This window comes from Clostridium simiarum (assembly GCF_018919175.1).
GTDB classification, from domain to species: Bacteria; Bacillota; Clostridia; order Clostridiales; family Clostridiaceae; genus Clostridium_L; species Clostridium_L simiarum.
Map to the genome: position 1 here is coordinate 83346 of NZ_JAHLQL010000007.1, position 15496 is coordinate 98841.

The window sequence follows — 15496 nt, forward strand, 5'->3', positions numbered from 1 at the left end:
TTAAAATAAATTTAAAACCGCCTAATTATATCAGGGAATTAAATCAGCCCTAAATACACATTTGAAGATATAAAAATATCACATTTCATCTCCATCATACATTTCAAAAAAACAAAAAAGCTGCCATCCTCTCGAACGCAGCACACAATAACAATTTCCTTTTGTAAAAGAAATCTTCATTAAAGCACCTTCCTAGTGACGAAGAAGTTTTGTTGTGCGTAAACGAAAGTCAGGTGTTCTGGCTTAACATTAATTCTTATTTTTACTTTCCTAGAATACCCTAGGTACTTATTAAAATAAGATATGTTTTACAGTAGCGGCTCTGCACGGGCTTTTACCCGTTTCCCCTGTAAGATTTTGCTTTAAAATCTTCTCTCGCCCATATATTCAATTAAAAATGTCATGCTTATCATTATAATACCTTTTTCTCCATTTGTATACATAAAATTATCAAATAACAGGATAAACGACAAAATAAAGTATAATTTAGAACCAAAACACCTGTATTGGTATTATAATACATATCCTTTTAATTTATTATTGGCAAAAATAATTATAAGACAAAAATTAAAACCTTACTCTGTATATAAATTTATTAAGGATATATTCCTTTCCCACCCTGCCTTTTTTAGTCTTTCTAAGTATTCTAGTTCTTCGGATAACTTTATTTATCTGATTACCAACATTGCTAATGGTATTTTGTAGAATATCATCTTGCCACAGGGCAAATAAATTACCATAAGTAATTTTATTCACCTTTAAAGTGCAACTAATTATTTGTAAAGGATTTCAGGAGAAATTATAATAAACTTACTAAAAGAAAAACAAAAGATTAAATAATAAACGGAGGTTTTCATTATGAACAATATAAGAGTTTTATTAGTTTGTGGGTCCGGTGCGTCAAGTGGGTTTATGGCTACTAATATAAGGAAGGCTGCCACTAAAAAAGGTGTTCAATGTTCAGTTTTAGCTAGAAGTGAAGCTGAAATTGAAAACTATATTAACGACATAGATTGTTTAATGATTGGACCACATTTACAGTACCTAGTGGACGAGGTTCAAGAAAAGGTTCAAGGAAAAGATATAAAGGTAGCTTTAATGGATAGAAGTTATTACTCACTTTTAGATGGCGAAAAAGCTTTAAAGCATATTTTATCTTTATTTGAATAAAAAACAAAAGAAAAGAAAGGTAGTGAGTTTATGCAAAAATTTTTAAATTGGATGGAAACGAATTTTGCCCCTAAAATGAATAAAATCAACAGAAACGTTTGGATTTTAACCTTAAAAGATTCCATAATGCAGACATTGCCAATGATACTTGTAGGTTCTTTAGTTACAATACTCGCTATACTGCAAGACTTTATTCCAAGTATGCCTAATTTATGGACAATAAGTAGTTATTCTATGGGACTTATATCTTTATTTATTTCCTTCTTAGTACCATTTAACTATATGGAAAAGAAAAAACTAAATAAAATGAGAATAGTAGCTGGTATGGGGGGAGTATCACTATTTGCTATAGTAGTTAAAATGCAAGAAACGGCTACCTTAGATTTTGCTTTCCTTGGAGCCGGTGGAATGTTTGTGGCTATTATAGTTGGAGTATATGTTTCTATAATAATGGGTCTGTTTGGTAAATTCTCTTTCTTTAAGGAAGATAGTGCTATTCCTGACTTTGTTAGAGCTTGGTTTGACTCTATGCTACCAATAGCTTTAATCATAACATCAGGTTGGCTTTTAGTTTATATATTAAATTTTGATATTTTTGTGCTTATATCTGGTATGTTCGCACCTATAGCAAACTTTGCTCAGTCCTTACCAGGTTTTGTTCTAATAAACTTCTTATGTGTATTCCTATATTCTATGGGTATAAGTACTTGGGTTTTAACTCCAGTAACTCAGCCTATATTCCTTGCAGGAATCACAGCTAATGCTGCTGCAATTTTAGCAGGTAATGCATCTACTAACATAGCAACAAACGAGGTTATTTTCTCAGGTTGGATAGCTATTGGAGGTATCGGAGCTACCTTACCTTTAGTAATAATGTTAGCTACATCAAAATCAAAGAGACTTAAATCCCTAGGCGCAGCTTGTATGATTCCAGGTATATTAAACATTAATGAACCTGTTGTATTTGGTTGTATAGCTTGGAATCCAATACTTATGATTCCAATGTGGTTACAAGGTATTATAATCCCTATTATCACTTATTTAGTATTAAGTATGGGTATGGTAACTATTCCTAGCAGTGTATTTGGCCTATGGTATTGTCCTTTCCCAATTTCCACTTGGCTTGTATCTAAAGACTTAAGAGGTTTAATACTATTAGCTGTAATTGTTGTATTATCATGTTTAATATGGTATCCATTCTTTAAATTATATGAAAAAGAACAAGTGGCTTTAGAAGCTGCTATGGAAGATTAATAATAAAGATATAGGAGAAAAGCATATGGAGGAAAATACAAATATAAATGAAGAAATAATAGCAGTTGCTATGGAAATTATAATGAATGCTGGTGATGCTAGAGTTCATATAACTGAAGCATTACAAGAGGTAGCAAAGGGCAATATAGACCTTGCTAATGAAAAGTTACAGCTAGCTCATAAAGAGATAACTTTAGCTCATGGGGCTCAGACAGGTGTACTGCAAAAAGAAGCAAATGGACAATCTACTGGATATTCAGTGCTATTCGCTCATGCACAAGACACTTTAATGACTATAAATAGCGAGCTTAATATGGCAAAACAATTAATTAAGGTATTTAAAAGCTATGAAGATAGAATTTCTATATTAGAAAGGAAAATGGAGGGGATGTAATGAAGAATTTTAATGATATAAAAGGATTTCCAGATAATTTCCTTTGGGGAGGTGCAGTGGCGGCTAATCAACTAGAGGGTGCTTGGCAAGAAGGTGGAAAAGGCTGGTGTGTAGCAGATATAAATAAATTCAGAGGAGATATACCTCTTGAAAAAAGATCAAATGAAGAAATGACCTCTGAAGATGTTTTAAAAGCTATGGAGGATACAGAAGGTGTTTATCCTAAAAGAACAGCCATAGATTTTTATCATAACTACAAGGAGGACTTAAGGTTACTCGCTGGTATGGGTTTTAAAACCTTTAGAACTTCAATAAATTGGTCTCGTATCTTCCCTAATGGTGATGATAAAGAACCTAATGAAGATGGCTTAAAATTTTATGATGACTTAATAGATGAAATTATAAAAAATGGTATGGAACCGTTAATAACAGTATCTCATTATGAAATTCCATTAAATTTAACTCTTAACTATAAAGGCTGGTACTCAAGAGAAACTATAGATTTCTTTGTGAAATACTGTGAAGTATTATTTAAACGTTATGGTCACAAGGTTAAGTATTGGATTTTAGTAAACCAAATAAACTTAATAGTTTATGAATCCTTCAATCATCTAGGTATTTGTGCCGATAAGGTAGATAATCTATTAGAAGCTAAATATCAAGCAGTTCACAATGAGATGGTAGCTTGTGCTAAAGCTACTAAGATCGCTCATGAAATAAATAAAAACATGGAAATAGGAATGATGCTTTGTGACTTTGTAAGCTATCCGGCTACCTGCAAGCCAGAAGATGTATTTGCTACTATGAGAAGAAATCAAATGGAATACTTCTTTGGAGATGTCATGCTTAGAGGCTATTACCCAGGATACGCCCTTAGATTCTTCAAGGATAATAATTTAAATATAAAGTTCTATGAAGGTGATGAGGAAATATTAAAAAATACAGCTGATTTCATGTCCTTTTCCTACTATTACACATCCATTAGTGATGCTGAAAGCGTAAAGAAAAACAAGACTTGTTATAAAAATCCTTACTTAGAAGCTAATCCTTGGGGCTGGGCTATAGATCCCTTAGGTTTAAGAACCGCTTTAAATAACTATTGGGATCGTTGGCAAAAACCTATTATGGTAACGGAAAATGGTATAGGCTTATTTGATACTTTAAATGAAGATGGTACCGTTCATGATACTGAGAGAATTAGCTATTTAAGCAAGCATATAGCTGAAATAAAAGAAGCAATTTTAGATGGTGTAGATGTAAGAGCTTATTATGCATGGGGACCTATAGATATTATAAGCTGTTCATCTTCAGAAATGAGTAAGAGATATGGCTTTATCTATGTGGACTTAGATGACTATGGTAATGGCACAGGCAACCGTATATTAAAGGATAGTTACCATTGGTATAAGGAAGTAATAGCATCTAACGGTGAAAAGTTATAAATAAATTTTAGAGATTCCTTTTTAGGAGTCTCTTTTCCAATAGGAATTGTATGATTCTAGTTTGATATACGTATAATAACATTACATTTAAAATAGACTAAAGATAATTGGAGGAAATATTAGTGAAGGAGAATGCTTTAAGTTTAATTAATATATTGATAAATGAAGAACATTGGGTAAAAAGTAGTGAATTAGCTATTAGAATGAATATATCTACAAGAAGTATTAAAAGTTATATAAATGATATTAATGACAATTATAAAAATCTAATAGAATCCTCTAAAAACGGCTATAAAATAGACAAGGCATTGGCTATAAAGCTAATTAAAGACTTAAATCCATCAGTGCCTGAAAGTCCAAGAGAACGTATAAATTATATAGTAAAAAGATTAGCAAACTGTAGTGATACTTCTGATAAAATAGAGTTGTTTGATTTAAGTGAAGAGCTTTTTGTAAGCTATGAAACTATTAAAAAGGATATAAGTAAAGCAAAAAAGGTCATTGAAGAATATGGCTTAGAAATAGTCATTGAAAAAAATAAAGTATATCTATTAGGTTCTGAAAAAAATAAAAGAGAGCTCCTTGCCCATATACTTTATAAAGAATTTAGTAATAATATTTTAAATGTAGAGTTCCTAAAAAAGCCTTTCCCAGATTATGATTTTGATGTAATTAAAAATATCTTATTAGATTCTTGTAAAAGATACAATTATACTATAAATGAATATTCTTTAAATAATTTAATAATTTCCATAATGATTAGTATGGATAGAATAAAGCAAAACTTTACCTTTAAAATCAGTGATGAGTCTAAATCTTGCTTTGGTTTTAGAGAAAATGAGCTCTCTATAGATATAACAAACCAAATAGAAGCTGAGTATGGTATTCATTATAATAGTGAAGAGCTAGAACAGTTTAAGGTAATGCTTATAGGATACTTATTACAGGCTGATTTTCAGTTAATAAATGAAGCTAATATACACAAATTCATAAATAAAGAAGACTTAGATATAATAAATCAGTTAATTAAAGAATTAAAGCAATATCACTTTTTAGATGTTAGTAATTCAGATTTTATAGTTAGATTTGCTCTCCATATTAAAAACTTAATCTTAAGATTAAAAAGTATGAATTGCACTAGAAATCCATTAGTAGAACAAATTAGGAACTCTTGTCCTTTAATTTTTGATTGTGCAGTGGCAATAAGCTATAAATTAGAACAGCTAGTGGGCTATAAGGTAAATGATGATGAAATAGCCTTTATAGCCTTACATATAGGAAGTGCTTTAGTTCACGAAAAGGCAGAGGATGACAAAGTGGAAGCTGTATTATTATTTCCTCAATATTATGATTTTGCCTCTAAGCTTGCAATGCAAATAAAAGAAGAGTTTAGTGCTAGTTTAAATATTACAAGAGTAATAACTACCTTTGAAGAGCTTCAATTTATAAAAGATTATGACTTAGTAATATCTACTATTCCATTAGCTAGTAAAATAGAGAAGGAATATGTTTTAATAAATCCATTTTTCTTCACAAAGGATAAAAACATTATAAGTAGCAAAGTTGAGGCTATAAAGCTTAATAAAAAGAAGATCCATTTAAAAAAGCAACTATTACAGATATCAAGTAAAGATTTTTTTATTAAAAATTATGGGTTTTATAATGAAGAGGAAGCCATTAAGTATATGAGCCATAAGATGCATAGTCTTGGTTATGTAGATGAAGATTTTTATAATAATGTAATAGAAAGAGAAAAAAGCTCCTCTACAGCCTTTGATTATATAGCTATACCTCATGGAATGAAGGCAAATTCATTAAAAACGGGTATGTTTATATTATTAAACGAAAAACCCATAAATTGGGGTGGTAGCCATGTTAATATAGTTATTCTTTTTGCAATTAATAGTGATGACTTAAATATTTTTCATGATGTATTTGATAATTTAATTACTCTTTTACTAGAAAAGAACAATGCTAATAATATCCTTAAAAGTGAAAGTTATGAGCAGTGTATTAATAGTATAATTAATTGCCTTTAAGTTAAATAGATTAGTGTAGATGAGATTAAAATCTAAAAAATAAGCTAAGTGATATTTTATAGTGATATTTAAGATGGTTTAAAGCTAATGAAATGTTATAAGCAAATATGAAGACTTTACTTTTTCTATCTAAAGGTATTACCACTATGGATTTAATTAAATTAAAAATAGAGCTTTAGTAATATTCCATAATATATAATTCTAGTTTCTTATATAAAGGGTATTACTATATTTTATCATATAAACAATAGTAACCTTCAACTTGCAAGAGAAGTTACTATTTATAATATTGTTATTCTTTTATTTCTTTATCTTTTAGTTATTAGGCGGCCTGCCCTGTCTTATAACAAACTAAAGGGATGTCTCATCTAATGCGACATCCCTTTAATAATTAAGCCCTCTGTTAAAGATCTCTCACTAATATAGGTTCAAATCTCACCTCTAAAACTCTAATTTAAAAATTTAGGGGACAGTTCATAACTATTACTTAAGATTAGGGACAGTTCATAACTAATAACTTGGTATTTTAATAGGCAAAAATAAAAAATCACCAAGACCTTAAAAAATCTCAGCGATTTTAGGAATCAGAAATAAACCCATCAATGGGTTTTTTAAATTAAAGTTTAACCAAGAATTTTTTACCTGCACCCTTAAAGTCAAGCACCAGAACTTACCTATCTAAGAGGTAACCTCAGTTAGGTTTAAGCTTAACAATCTTATTCGATAAAATAACGCCTTATAATATAAAGCATAATCTCACTAGGTTAAGCTTCACAACCTTATTAGATAAAATAATATTTAGTAATATAAAGCATAAGCTCCACTAGGTTAAGATTCACCGATGAAAACACTTTGATTAAAGGAAAAGCTTTAAGTAAAAAATATTGCTACTTTGGCTGTCAATAACCTCAAAGTACCTATATCCTTCAAACCTTGTTAATCACTAAAATCATAGAAACCTATTTTCTATGGAGATTAGTAATGTGTCTTCCTTTAAAAATCTTTTGGGTGCTAATTCTTAATTTATTTATATGATTCATTTATATAATCTATTGGCATCATATCTTTCATAACCTAGAAGCATGTCCTCTAAGTTTTGAAAATCATAATTTCTACTTTCTATATTCCAATTATTTGTATTTTTATTATAGGAATTGTAAGATCTATAACCCTTTGAATTATTGCTGGAATTATAAGCATTATTTTGATTTGAATTCTTATCTTTAATCTTCTTTACCCTATCTAGCAGGTCATTTGTCTTTTGAGATATAACCTTTAAAGCTACAGTATAAAGATTAGAGATACTGCCTCTTCTCTTTTTTTCTATAAGCCTTGCCTTTATTAATTCATCTAAATATCTTTGTATAGTTCTAACAGATTTGTTTAACCTTTCAGCTAAATACTTTTGAGATGGAAAACATTGAGTCTTTTCACTGTAGCACATGCTTTGAAGCAAGAAATAAAGCTTAAAAGCTCCCCCTGATATATTATAATTCATTATATTATTATCTATATTTGTGTAACCCATTATAAAACTCTCCTTACTATACTTAATTAGGCTTTTGTAAAGATAAAAAATATCTTTCGCCCATTAAATATGCAAAGGTAATAAAAGTTTAACTAAAAATAAAAAGCCCATGGCAAATCTTCTACCACAGACTTTTTTTATAACTCTTTATTCAAATTATATCATCACGATAAAATGGCTCCCCTCCTGTAAATAATATGTCAAAGCATCCGATAGCTCTAAGTTGATGCAAAATGTTAAACCACTCATTCGTACTAAGTCCACTATTATTATGCTCTGGTATATAACAATGCTGACATCTCCAATTACATCTAGTTAACAACTCTATAGTCGCATTATTTAAAATGTTGTTATCTTTAGCCAATTGATATAAGTCTACTTTCAAAATCTAAACCCTCCATTTTTTATGATGCTAATGTCTTAAAAGAATTTAAATTGCAGATGGTATCATACGTACCAGTAGCTACTATTGATCCATTCTCCAACAAAATTACCTCATCAAATAAAGACAAATTGCTACTAATATCATGAGTAACCATAATTACAGTTTTGTCAGTTTGAGGCAATTTTCTAATGATATTTTGAGTTGTAGATTTATCAACATCCGAGAATGGTTCGTCCAATAACCATATATCTGCGTTAGATAACAATAGTCTAATGATTGAAACTATTTGTTTTTCACCTCCACTAAGCAATGTGGTATCTTTTATATCCATGATCTTATCTAATTTCTCTTTCTTTATCTCTAGATTTTTAATATTTTCAAAACTATAATCATAGGATGAGAATACTGTTACATTATTAAGAAAATCATCTTTATATATATGGTCTATTTGGTGCATATAATAAATAATATTATCAGTATCTAATTTAGAAATCTCTATATTATCAATTCTAATTTCACCTTCATAAAATAATTTGCGTTTAGCCAAAGCCTTTAATATTGTAGATTTTCCAGATCCATTATGTCCTATTAAAGCATATTTTTTTCCCTTCTCAAAGGTAAAAGAAAAATTATTTATTTTGAAATTATCATAATGAATATTAACATTATCAAAAACGATATTAGAATCAAAAGTGCTTTTATCTATTAAATCCTTAGAATCATTATAATTGATAATAGATAATACTCTTTCTTTAATATGTTTTGTTGACTTGACAGTATTAATATCAGCAATCAGACACTGGATTGGATCTAAAAAAGAACCAACATATCCTAAAGTAGCAACAGCAGTACCAATAGTAATTTCTTTTTGAACCAATAAAAATGCAATTAATCCAAAAGATATTATATCTATTAAGTAAATAGAAAAACCATTGATTATTCCAGTAACTGTTTTTAAATGTCCAAAGGTATATCTAGAATCAGCAGTTTGTTGCAACACTCTATTATGTTTTTTTGAAATATTGTATTTGGTGTTTTGGTTTACTAAATTAAATCCTTGAAGTAGATCTGTTATTAAACTTACATAGGTTCCAATTTTAGTAGTATAGTTTTTCCTACGTTTGGATAACTCCTTAGCTGTAATATTTGGGAAGATAACAGTTGCCATAATTGAAGTTATTATAATTGTAATAGCTATTCTCCAATCTATTAAAACAAATAATATGACAGAATAAATAAGTACTGTAATAATTGTTTTTATAATGGCAACTGCTGGATTTAAATAATCCATCTCTAGTTGTGTTATTTCATTTCCCTGTAAAGAGATATATTCCCCAATATCTCTACTAATAAAATCTTCATAATCACGATTTATTATTGATGAAAAAAAATCCTTTTTCAAATTAAATTCAAATTTGATATTCCCTCTCCATGTAGCAATTGTCTCTAAATAATCAAATAATAAACTTATTATAGTTGCTATAATAAATATTGGTACATAGAAAAAAACATTAAATTGTTCCTCAAGTATAATAGAATCAAATAGCTCCTTTTGTATATATGGCAATAACGCCAATGACAAAGTAGCTATTGTACTACAGATTATTTGAATAAATAAATACTTCTTTATGCTTTTAATATATTTCTTCATTACTGTATATCTCCTTATGGTAATTAAATCGCTCTTTAGCAATGTCACAAGAAATATTTGATTTGCTAAATATTGAGCCATTTTCAAAAAGTGCATTGCCTGGGCATCGAACACACGAACTCTCATACTCACAATCAACGCAATCTGGAGAACTAGACCATGTCATTTCTTGAAAGATCTTTAATATGGGTGAATTGTTCCAAATATCAGATAGGTCATTATTATATACACTTCCTGTCTTTATCAGTAAACGATTGCACGGATATATATCCCCTTTAGAATCGATATAAATAGAATGTTTAGTGTCACTGCAAATTAAATTCTGATTATTATGTTTTCTTGTTTCAACTCCACTTAAAGTATCTACATCTTTTAAAACACTACTAAGCTGTTCTGTGGACATCCTAAAATTCAAAGGTTCTGAATTTCCATTAATTTTATTGAATATTACTGGATCTGCTTTATAGAAAAAACCATTTTTATCGCAATAACATTTCAAATCCCTATATGATTTATAATTGTCTTTCATTAGACTTGTTTTAATTTGCAAGGGAATATTATACTTTTTTAATAAGTTAGCGTTCATTAGTGTACTTAATAATGATCCGTTAACACCTGTGATATAATCATGGATATTATTATCTAGTGAAAAAATGCTACAGGAAATCAATGAAATATTCAACGAAGATAATTGTTTTATAATTTCTTCATTAAGTAAAGATATATTGGTAAATATTATTACACTAAAATGCATATCACGTGCCTTTCTTAAAATATCTAGTATATCTTTTCTAAAGAACGGCTCTCCCCCAGTAAAAACAAGTTCAAAACAGCCCATATCTCTTAATTTATAAAATAATTCAAATATAATTTCAATCTCTAATCCACTATTATTATGCTCTGGTATGTAACAATGTCTGCATCTCCAATTACATTTAGTTAACAACTCTATTGTAGCTCTAGTTAAATCATTATTTTCCTTAGATATATTGTATATATCATCTATAGAGTTAATCATTTTGCATTATTACCCCCTTTTCTAATAGCTGATTATAGAAATCATGAATATCATTGTATACCATAGATTTATCAACATTATAATCGTTACTTATTTTATCTGCTATATAGTCCGTATGATAGTTATTGGCTAAAAGAAGCCAAATATCCTTAGATACCCCGTCAAAATATATAAATTCATTAGTAGTAATGTTTAATATATAAACTAATTCTATTGTTGGTTGTATCTGCCATGCAATATTTTTCGCTAATTTATAAGATGACATCAAAACTCCCCCTAAAACTTGTTTTATTAATTCATATACCTCATAAATTTTATATTTTAATATTTATTTGACTTATATGAAAATAAATATAGTAAAAAGCATAACACTGTTTTTAAAAATATAAATCAGATTTCATATTCTTGATTAATGTTTTTCCTTTTTACTACGCCTCTATCATTCTTAAAGGAATACTATAAAATCAATTGTGTATGTTTATTGTAATCAGTGTCTAATCAACCTGGTAAGATACTTCTCAACAATGCGCTTAACAGGTTATCGAGAATTTATTGTAAGTACTAAAACTATGGTAAATAGCAGTAATATTAACGCTACTTTCTTTTTAATAATCTTTTTACATTGCTCATATAAAGTTAAACCCATGCATTGTTATTCCAAGTTGAAAGTGTATATTTACATTATATGCTATTATATATAATTTTTAGAAACATTTTCCCTAGACAGTTTTATACATTATTTCTATTTTCTCAAGATATGATTATAGATGAGTTATAATAATTTAATCACTATAAATATACATTATTAAACCAAATCAAACATTAATCTATATACTTAAGTTATCAATTATTTTCCGTAAAAATTTTACCTTTGAATATATCTTTGCTTAAGTCCATATTATCCATATAACTAGCATGGTCTAAAATACTATAAAGTTCATAGCAATACCATAATGTGAGATAGTTGCATAAGTATATTTATATTACTATGATAGTGCAAAAATGCTTGAATAATTTTACAGTTGAGTAAAATAAAAAAACATTTATGAATTATCAATATACAATTTTTTTAAGGAATTAATTTTTGATTTATAACTAACTAAGCCACAAATAAGACATTTAGAAGAAACTATATTAACTAAAAATAAAAAGCCCATGGCAAATCTTCTACCACAGACTTTTTTTATAACTCTTTATTCAATTTAACTTCCTCACTTTATGAATTATTAAATTATATAAATTTTTAACAGATTTATTGCTTCTTTACTCTACAATATATATCCATCATATAATGCTTAGTATATTAAATAATACTTAGCTATATTTATAATAAGCCCTACTATATAATACTTATAACTATTGCCTACATAACTATATTACTTTGCATTGAAGTTAAAATTTCACAAGCTTCTTTTTCATAGTCCTTGTCCATTATGAATCCATCTTCTATTATTATTTCATTTTCTCTTGCATCAAATAATCTATCTATTATATTTCCTAATTTCTTTAACATTGAAACCACTCCTTTAATCTTGTTTTTGTTTTTGTTTTTGTTTGCTTTCACCTTATGATTTAATTATAGTACCTATAATGTGATTTAACCATTTCTTTAGATTACAATTATAGATTTCACCATTACAGTTTTGTAAGGATAATATCACTATTTAATATTTTGAAATTTTACCTTACCTAATACTTGAATTTACTAATGTTTTAGTAAGAAAACAAGCTTACCCTTGCAGTAAGCTTATTTTGAAATACCCTAAATACAATCTCTAATAATTATGAAATCTATATCAATGCTTATGAATGACATTAATTCTTCACTATAAAACTTAAAGTAAAAGTTTTCCTTACTAGAATTCTATCAATTAAATTATTCTAGTATCTTTCTTTCCTCATCATTTCTTTTAATCATAGTATTTATTTTAAATACTATTTTTCTAATACTGTCCTCGGAAAGATTAAACTTATCTGACAACTCCATAACCTTAAAACCATCTTTATAGAGCTTATATATTTCTAAATTTCGCTTCCTAATAGCCTCACGGGTTCCGTTCATTTCCCCCCAAGCCTTTCTTCCTTCAGACTTAGGTATATATATTATCTCCCCTTGAATATAGTTTTGAAGTTCTTTTAACAGCTTTGCTGGTAATATATCCTTCCCATTCTTGTAACACAATGTTAAAATCCTCTCCTTTATTTTCAATGTTCTTTACCAAAATTTCAGAATTTTTCATTGAAAATACACCCCCCTATTAATTATTAAAATACACATTATAATCTGTGATTATATTAAATTTGGACATAAAAATCCCGTGGACAAGTAACCATCCACGGGATCTTAAAAAAGCAATAAAAAATACAGGATAACCTCCTGCATAATTCCACACTTTAAATCCATTTTAATGTTTCAGATGACGGTTATTTTTACCATTTTTCGAAAGCACAACAAATAAACAGCCCTAAGTACATAATTTAAACTTTATGGCCTCAAAATAATCAAGTTATCATATAAATTTATGTCACTTTCGAAGATATTCAATTATTTATTACTTACCTCTAAATCAAATATTAAATGCATCATTATATAATTCCTCCTTCATCTGAATTTTCTATACAATTTAATTTTATGCTATAATACTGTTTTTGTCAATATTATCCTAATAAGTTATATCCTTTCTAAACCTAATTTTTATACTACCACTACCTGTCCTAATGTTTTTTAAGAAATCTCATCTTTCTATCTTAAGATGGAGTAAAACCTCCATCTTAAGCAAAACTCTATTTATATTATGGTATCAACAGAAAGTTTAATTCTTTGTTTTCTACTATTTTGCCCCTAGTAACTTTTATACCCCTGAGATAGCTCACTTATTCTCTTTGGCCATATTAATTTGGCCTCTTCCTTCTTTCTTCCTATACCCAAACTTCTCGTATAACCTTATTCCATTGCAATTTTCTATGTCACAAGCTAAAAAACTTCGCTTTGCACCATGTTCCTCTCCCCACTTAAAAGCTTTATTAATAAGAGCATATCCTATGCCCTTACCCTGCCACCTTGGCATTACCCCTATCTCCCTTAACCATAACACTGGACCTTTTTCACTATAAAACCCATATATATTTAAGCAACATACCCCAATAATTTCGCTGTTTTCTTCTGCAACAAGTACGCAAGAATTTTCATCCTCATTCCACTCTTTAACCCACTCATCACTTTCGCCCGTAAATTCTCTAGAATATCCTTCACAAGATTGAAGTACCTTTGCTGCACTATGAAACTCATCAGCATTTAAAAGTCTAACTGATTCAAAAGGAGATGCTGGCACTTTTATGCTTTGTAAATTATCTACCCAGTAATCAGTCCATTCACTAACCACCCTAAATCCTAAATCTTCCATTCCTTCAATAAAATCTTCAGGAATAAATTCTATAAAAAGTCTATTTTGTTTAATATTTTTATTACTTATAATGTTAATAACTTTATTAAAACCATGAAAAAAGCTCTCTTTTGTTTGAGCTCCCCAATAGATTATTACTTCCTTAAAGGTTTCTTTAATAATAAATACTGCATCCGCTATTTCTACTATATTTTCTTCATGAATATCCCCTATATCTTCTAAGTCCTTATACATAACTGAATTATATTTATAACTTTGTGCTTTATTAAATACTTTCTCCACTCTTCTCACTCCATCTCAATAAATTATTAAATACTGTCCTGTGCCATCTATATCATTAGTCTGCCTATGCTTTAAAACAGTGTTGATATTGCAACACTGTTTAATTGAGCAAGAACTCTTTCTATATACTTAACACTTAAAGTCATTCCAATTTACTGAAGTAGTTTTTCCATTTTGCCAATCCTCTTTTGTAATGCCATAGCCAATTGCATCATATGGTTTCCCATCTTGACCCACCCATGCTTTTCGATAGTGTGCTTCTTTAGCAAAACCACACTTATGGAATACGCACCTCATAGCATAATTATCCTGCCTTGTATTACCTTCTATCCTATCCTTATCAGAGTAATTATTAAATATATAATCAGTAAGCCAATTTATAGCACTTGTCCCAATCCCCATACCTTTGTACTTGCGTAAAATTCTTATATCAAACAATGGTGTACCATCTTGTAAATCATAAATTCTCATCATTCCCACTTTTGTATCCTGATCTAAAATAATCCAAAATGTTTTGCAGTCATCCCCAGTATAATACTGGTTTTCATAACTTGCTCTAATCCTTTCTGGATTTAAGTTGGGTGTTCCATAAAACTCCCAAGTATCTGATGTTAAAAACTCTACAAGAATATCAATTTCATCTTTAAATTCTTTAAACCCTATCTTCATTATTTTATTCCCCCTCATAACCCTCTTAAATATTTTTCAATTATATATCAAATTACAGATTATCTATATGATAATTATAATATTAATTTCTACATTTCTAGGGTGATCCTATAAAATAATATGAGAGGGCTATGCCCTCTCACTTCTTATAGTCATCCATTAACCCTTATTAGGCTAATAGACACCTCCACTTTTTATTCAAAACGATCATCCCCTTTCCATTTATTTAACCGGTCAACTATATTATTTCATATAAGGTA

The 15496-nt window shown here is 28.7% G+C and carries 14 protein-coding genes and 1 riboswitch; of the genes, 5 read left to right on the forward strand and 9 right to left on the reverse strand.

The annotated features are described in order from the left end of the window. Window positions 1–211 precede the first annotated feature (211 nt). Window positions 212–391, reverse strand: a riboswitch (cobalamin riboswitch). A gap of 467 nt (window positions 392–858) precedes the next feature. The 5 genes from KQI89_RS15615 to KQI89_RS15635 all read left to right on the forward strand — a co-directional run bounded on the left by KQI89_RS15615 (window position 859) and on the right by KQI89_RS15635 (window position 6299). Continuing rightward, window positions 859–1170 (forward strand): PTS sugar transporter subunit IIB, encoded by a 312-nt coding sequence (locus KQI89_RS15615; protein ID WP_032123028.1) that lies wholly within the window; start codon window positions 859–861, stop codon window positions 1168–1170. A 30-nt stretch (window positions 1171–1200) separates the two neighbouring features. After that, window positions 1201–2424 (forward strand): PTS sugar transporter subunit IIC, encoded by a 1224-nt coding sequence (locus tag KQI89_RS15620; RefSeq protein WP_216457867.1) that lies wholly within the window; start codon window positions 1201–1203, stop codon window positions 2422–2424. Window positions 2425–2449: 25 nt separating this feature from the next. Next, window positions 2450–2818, forward strand: coding sequence for a PTS sugar transporter subunit IIA (locus KQI89_RS15625; RefSeq protein WP_216457868.1), 369 nt, complete (start codon window positions 2450–2452; stop codon window positions 2816–2818). Then, window positions 2818–4260, forward strand: a complete 1443-nt coding sequence (locus KQI89_RS15630) for a glycoside hydrolase family 1 protein (protein WP_216457869.1) — start codon at window positions 2818–2820, stop codon at window positions 4258–4260. Before KQI89_RS15625 ends, KQI89_RS15630 begins: the two co-directional genes overlap by 1 nt. 122 nt (window positions 4261–4382) lie before the next feature. Beyond that, a complete protein-coding gene (locus KQI89_RS15635) occupies window positions 4383–6299 on the forward strand; it encodes a BglG family transcription antiterminator (RefSeq protein ID WP_216457870.1) in 1917 nt (638 codons plus the stop codon). A gap of 1036 nt (window positions 6300–7335) precedes the next feature. Here the strand turns inward: KQI89_RS15635 and KQI89_RS15640 are convergent. The 9 genes from KQI89_RS15640 to KQI89_RS15680 all read right to left on the reverse strand — a co-directional run bounded on the left by KQI89_RS15640 (window position 7336) and on the right by KQI89_RS15680 (window position 15236). Beyond that, window positions 7336–7827, reverse strand: coding sequence for a helix-turn-helix domain-containing protein (locus KQI89_RS15640; protein ID WP_246583147.1), 492 nt, complete (start codon window positions 7825–7827; stop codon window positions 7336–7338). A 151-nt stretch (window positions 7828–7978) separates the two neighbouring features. After that, on the reverse strand, window positions 7979–8212 hold the full coding sequence (locus KQI89_RS15645) for a radical SAM protein (protein ID WP_216457871.1): 234 nt from the start codon (window positions 8210–8212) through the stop codon (window positions 7979–7981). Window positions 8213–8231: 19 nt separating this feature from the next. Next, window positions 8232–9863 (reverse strand): ATP-binding cassette domain-containing protein, encoded by a 1632-nt coding sequence (locus tag KQI89_RS15650; protein ID WP_216457872.1) that lies wholly within the window; start codon window positions 9861–9863, stop codon window positions 8232–8234. Beyond that, on the reverse strand, window positions 9847–10881 hold the full coding sequence (locus tag KQI89_RS15655; protein ID WP_216457873.1) for a radical SAM/SPASM domain-containing protein: 1035 nt from the start codon (window positions 10879–10881) through the stop codon (window positions 9847–9849). The genes KQI89_RS15650 and KQI89_RS15655 overlap by 17 nt, the downstream gene beginning before the upstream one ends. After that, window positions 10874–11146: a PqqD family protein gene (locus KQI89_RS15660; RefSeq protein ID WP_216457874.1), complete on the reverse strand. Its 273-nt coding sequence runs from the start codon at window positions 11144–11146 to the stop codon at window positions 10874–10876. The genes KQI89_RS15655 and KQI89_RS15660 overlap by 8 nt, the downstream gene beginning before the upstream one ends. Before the next feature lie 1098 nt (window positions 11147–12244). Next, the gene (locus tag KQI89_RS15665; protein ID WP_216457875.1) at window positions 12245–12394 is read right to left on the reverse strand and encodes a hypothetical protein; all 150 of its coding nucleotides are present in this window, start codon (window positions 12392–12394) and stop codon (window positions 12245–12247) included. 363 nt (window positions 12395–12757) lie between these two features. Beyond that, complete coding sequence (locus KQI89_RS15670) at window positions 12758–13063, reverse strand: CD3324 family protein (protein WP_216457876.1); 306 nt, start codon at window positions 13061–13063, stop codon at window positions 12758–12760. Window positions 13064–13751: 688 nt separating this feature from the next. Continuing rightward, window positions 13752–14567, reverse strand: coding sequence for a GNAT family N-acetyltransferase (locus tag KQI89_RS15675; RefSeq protein WP_216457877.1), 816 nt, complete (start codon window positions 14565–14567; stop codon window positions 13752–13754). Between the two features lie 129 nt (window positions 14568–14696). Beyond that, window positions 14697–15236, reverse strand: a complete 540-nt coding sequence (locus KQI89_RS15680) for a GNAT family N-acetyltransferase (RefSeq protein WP_216457878.1) — start codon at window positions 15234–15236, stop codon at window positions 14697–14699. Window positions 15237–15496: the final 260 nt, after the last annotated feature.

Bases quoted from the DNA above. Each gene is read 5' to 3' on its own strand.
- KQI89_RS15660 (WP_216457874.1), bottom strand. From the start codon at position 11,146: ATGTCATCTTATAAATTAGCGAAAAATATTGCATGGCAGATACAACCA.
- KQI89_RS15615 (WP_032123028.1), top strand. From the start codon at position 859: ATGAACAATATAAGAGTTTTATTAGTTTGTGGGTCCGGTGCGTCAAGT.
- KQI89_RS15650 (WP_216457872.1), bottom strand. From the start codon at position 9,863: ATGAAGAAATATATTAAAAGCATAAAGAAGTATTTATTTATTCAAATA.
- KQI89_RS15640 (WP_246583147.1), bottom strand. From the start codon at position 7,827: ATGGGTTACACAAATATAGATAATAATATAATGAATTATAATATATCA.
- KQI89_RS15625 (WP_216457868.1), top strand. From the start codon at position 2,450: ATGGAGGAAAATACAAATATAAATGAAGAAATAATAGCAGTTGCTATG.
- KQI89_RS15630 (WP_216457869.1), top strand. From the start codon at position 2,818: ATGAAGAATTTTAATGATATAAAAGGATTTCCAGATAATTTCCTTTGG.
- KQI89_RS15665 (WP_216457875.1), bottom strand. From the start codon at position 12,394: ATGTTAAAGAAATTAGGAAATATAATAGATAGATTATTTGATGCAAGA.
- KQI89_RS15655 (WP_216457873.1), bottom strand. From the start codon at position 10,881: ATGATTAACTCTATAGATGATATATACAATATATCTAAGGAAAATAAT.
- KQI89_RS15620 (WP_216457867.1), top strand. From the start codon at position 1,201: ATGCAAAAATTTTTAAATTGGATGGAAACGAATTTTGCCCCTAAAATG.
- KQI89_RS15680 (WP_216457878.1), bottom strand. From the start codon at position 15,236: ATGAAGATAGGGTTTAAAGAATTTAAAGATGAAATTGATATTCTTGTA.